General features: G+C 46.4%; 2 protein-coding genes. One reads left to right on the forward strand and one right to left on the reverse strand.

Annotated features, from left to right (window positions below; all coding sequences use genetic code 11):
- Positions 1–89 precede the first annotated feature (89 nt).
- The gene (locus tag ACIQUH_RS27785; protein ID WP_400821401.1) at positions 90–1016 is read right to left on the reverse strand and encodes an AAA family ATPase; all 927 of its coding nucleotides are present in this window, start codon (positions 1014–1016) and stop codon (positions 90–92) included.
- A 2280-nt stretch (positions 1017–3296) separates the two neighbouring features.
- Between ACIQUH_RS27785 and ACIQUH_RS27790 the strand changes: the two genes are divergently transcribed.
- Positions 3297–4223: an AAA family ATPase gene (locus ACIQUH_RS27790; RefSeq protein ID WP_400821401.1), complete on the forward strand. Its 927-nt coding sequence runs from the start codon at positions 3297–3299 to the stop codon at positions 4221–4223.
- Positions 4224–4312: the final 89 nt, after the last annotated feature.

Genomic DNA, 4312 nt, shown 5'->3' on the forward strand with positions numbered 1-4312 from the left:
CTTAAACTCTTCGCTGAAATTCGATTTGCCCATGATGCTCTTCTTGCCTCAAAATTAGGAAAGAAGGTGTCTACAAATCTTGGGGCTATTCAGTTGCCGCCTGAGGTCCTGACGGGAAAGGTCAATCTGCCATCTTCGGTAGGTTGAGGCCCGAGAAAGGTCTTTTCAGGGAAAAATGTTTCAAACAACTCCTTGAGCGTATTTGTGAGCGATGATTGTGCCGCTCTTGGTATTCCGGCTTGCTCGGAAAGAATTTCACGAATGTAGGAGGCCGCCATCTCGGCCTTCACGTTCATATATTTGGCTGAGTAATTGTAAAGCGCTGATTGGCTACGTTGCTGGTCACTGGCGTCCAAGTTTAGGTTGACACCTTGTACTAGTTCACGACCGTAGTGCCGTTGGGCCCCATGGTAGTCGATAACGCCAATGTCTCGCGGCCTGAATGTACTGAATATGGCTTCTAGTGCGACTGATGGCATAATATGCGGTACGCCGCCAACAGGGATGGTGCACTCGGCGTACAGAAGGGGCTGAGCAAGTTCTGCAACCAAGGCTGTGTGCGCTGTTTCAACTCGACCTCTAACTTCAGCTTCTCTGTCCCTAAATTGAGCTGCAAAAGGCGCCATCCTCATACCGCCCCAGCCATATGCCTCTGGTATTAGCATCCGCCAAGTTGCTTCAGTTAAAAGGTCGTTAGCGTTAGCTTGAATGTATGATCTTTCTTCAGCGGAAAGCTTAAAGCTGCAACCGATTGAAAGAGGCTTGGTGGCGTCATTAAACATAGAAGCAAAGTCGCTTGCTCTATTCGTCATTTGAATTTGAAACTCACCCAGCCATTGTTGCCATTCATTTTGCTGGTAACCACCATAGACGGACTTCAGCAAGCGTATGGCGTCGAAGATGCAAGACTTCCCAGATCCGTTTTGTCCAGCAACTATTACCATATTGCCAAGGTTTGAGAGCTCAACCTCTCTGATCCCGCGGAAGTTGTTGACTTTAAGTTGATCGATTTTCATTTGACCTGCACCAGACAGAAATAATTGGAAACCTTCGAATCAGAGTATATGCAACTTCTACTGTTCATGTATTCGAAGTATCAAACAATACGGGTTGTTGTTCATTTCACCTTGGCTATCGCTTTATCAACCTTTTCCACAACTCCGTTTCGCGGACTCGAGAAATAGAAAATATTTACGATTACGGGTAGGTTGCGATGTAAACTCTTTGGCATGTTGTAGCACCCTAGCGTTCGCTAGTTTTCTTTTTTATTTCCCCGTTCATCCCCACCCTTTTTGCCTGACTTATACTGACCCTGTTCCGCGATGAACCGGGAAACGTTCCGGTTTGAAGTGGAGCCAGCGCTGGCTATGAGAGAAAGACGTCACTCTCATATTTCGGGGCCTGACAGGCAAAGTCCTTTGGCAATGACCGGAGGAGAGATGGAATCTGGTTTGTGGTGGGCCTTTCTATTTCTCCGAACGCATTGGTTGAAGGACAGGCTCTGACAGGCATAAACCGCTGATGCGGGGCACTGATAAGTGTCTTTATTTTCCACAGGCGGCAATTTTCAGTGCCCCGTTGCAATGCCCATCGAGCTGAAAGGCTGATGGAAAAAGAGAAGAAGTTCACGACACGGTCGCAGCTGCGTCGCGTGATAGGAATGGTGTGTTCAAATGGGTCTCTATGAAATGTACGTCCTTGCTACTCGTGCAGATACCGCCCTGATGAGGAGAAGGCTGGCACGTTCTCTTTATGCCAGGGCAAAGCTTCGAAATCGGAAGCTCAAGAAGCAGTATTTACACAACCAGAAGGAGAGTTTCGATTTAATGGTCGATAGGAAGAGGGCAGGCCAGTTGCGATCTGGGCGACTTCCGTAAACATATATTTATATAATAACCAACGCAAAACATATAAAATATATGCGTTGATGGATTGTATATTTTTGACTGAGGGCGGATGAGAATCTGCGAGCAAAACTGATTTTACTGACCTGCAATTTGCGGATTGCGGGCCAACTACGCGTAGATATATGAATTTTATGTTGAATTTGCTGATCTGAATGGAGGATTGTTATGCGTGGAAACTATATGAGTGGGATGGATTTGATTGGAGTGGAGTTCAGATTCGAGTGGCGATCGATCATAATAACAATATCATGATATTGTTATTATGATCGATCGCCACTCGAATCTGAACTCCACTCCAATCAAATCCATCCCACTCATATAGTTTCCACGCATAACAATCCTCCATTCAGATCAGCAAATTCAACATAAAATTCATATATCTACGCGTAGTTGGCCCGCAATCCGCAAATTGCAGGTCAGTAAAATCAGTTTTGCTCGCAGATTCTCATCCGCCCTCAGTCAAAAATATACAATCCATCAACGCATATATTTTATATGTTTTGCGTTGGTTATTATATAAATATATGTTTACGGAAGTCGCCCAGATCGCAACTGGCCTGCCCTCTTCCTATCGACCATTAAATCGAAACTCTCCTTCTGGTTGTGTAAATACTGCTTCTTGAGCTTCCGATTTCGAAGCTTTGCCCTGGCATAAAGAGAACGTGCCAGCCTTCTCCTCATCAGGGCGGTATCTGCACGAGTAGCAAGGACGTACATTTCATAGAGACCCATTTGAACACACCATTCCTATCACGCGACGCAGCTGCGACCGTGTCGTGAACTTCTTCTCTTTTTCCATCAGCCTTTCAGCTCGATGGGCATTGCAACGGGGCACTGAAAATTGCCGCCTGTGGAAAATAAAGACACTTATCAGTGCCCCGCATCAGCGGTTTATGCCTGTCAGAGCCTGTCCTTCAACCAATGCGTTCGGAGAAATAGAAAGGCCCACCACAAACCAGATTCCATCTCTCCTCCGGTCATTGCCAAAGGACTTTGCCTGTCAGGCCCCGAAATATGAGAGTGACGTCTTTCTCTCATAGCCAGCGCTGGCTCCACTTCAAACCGGAACGTTTCCCGGTTCATCGCGGAACAGGGTCAGTATAAGTCAGGCAAAAAGGGTGGGGATGAACGGGGAAATAAAAAAGAAAACTAGCGAACGCTAGGGTGCTACAACATGCCAAAGAGTTTACATCGCAACCTACCCGTAATCGTAAATATTTTCTATTTCTCGAGTCCGCGAAACGGAGTTGTGGAAAAGGTTGATAAAGCGATAGCCAAGGTGAAATGAACAACAACCCGTATTGTTTGATACTTCGAATACATGAACAGTAGAAGTTGCATATACTCTGATTCGAAGGTTTCCAATTATTTCTGTCTGGTGCAGGTCAAATGAAAATCGATCAACTTAAAGTCAACAACTTCCGCGGGATCAGAGAGGTTGAGCTCTCAAACCTTGGCAATATGGTAATAGTTGCTGGACAAAACGGATCTGGGAAGTCTTGCATCTTCGACGCCATACGCTTGCTGAAGTCCGTCTATGGTGGTTACCAGCAAAATGAATGGCAACAATGGCTGGGTGAGTTTCAAATTCAAATGACGAATAGAGCAAGCGACTTTGCTTCTATGTTTAATGACGCCACCAAGCCTCTTTCAATCGGTTGCAGCTTTAAGCTTTCCGCTGAAGAAAGATCATACATTCAAGCTAACGCTAACGACCTTTTAACTGAAGCAACTTGGCGGATGCTAATACCAGAGGCATATGGCTGGGGCGGTATGAGGATGGCGCCTTTTGCAGCTCAATTTAGGGACAGAGAAGCTGAAGTTAGAGGTCGAGTTGAAACAGCGCACACAGCCTTGGTTGCAGAACTTGCTCAGCCCCTTCTGTACGCCGAGTGCACCATCCCTGTTGGCGGCGTACCGCATATTATGCCATCAGTCGCACTAGAAGCCATATTCAGTACATTCAGGCCGCGAGACATTGGCGTTATCGACTACCATGGGGCCCAACGGCACTACGGTCGTGAACTAGTACAAGGTGTCAACCTAAACTTGGACGCCAGTGACCAGCAACGTAGCCAATCAGCGCTTTACAATTACTCAGCCAAATATATGAACGTGAAGGCCGAGATGGCGGCCTCCTACATTCGTGAAATTCTTTCCGAGCAAGCCGGAATACCAAGAGCGGCACAATCATCGCTCACAAATACGCTCAAGGAGTTGTTTGAAACATTTTTCCCTGAAAAGACCTTTCTCGGGCCTCAACCTACCGAAGATGGCAGATTGACCTTTCCCGTCAGGACCTCAGGCGGCAACTGAATAGCCCCAAGATTTGTAGACACCTTCTTTCCTAATTTTGAGGCAAGAAGAGCATCATGGGCAAATCGAATTTCAGCGAAGAGTTTAAG

It is taken from the genome of Agrobacterium sp. NPDC090283 (assembly GCF_044769685.1).
Taxonomy (GTDB): Bacteria; Pseudomonadota; Alphaproteobacteria; order Rhizobiales; family Rhizobiaceae; genus Agrobacterium.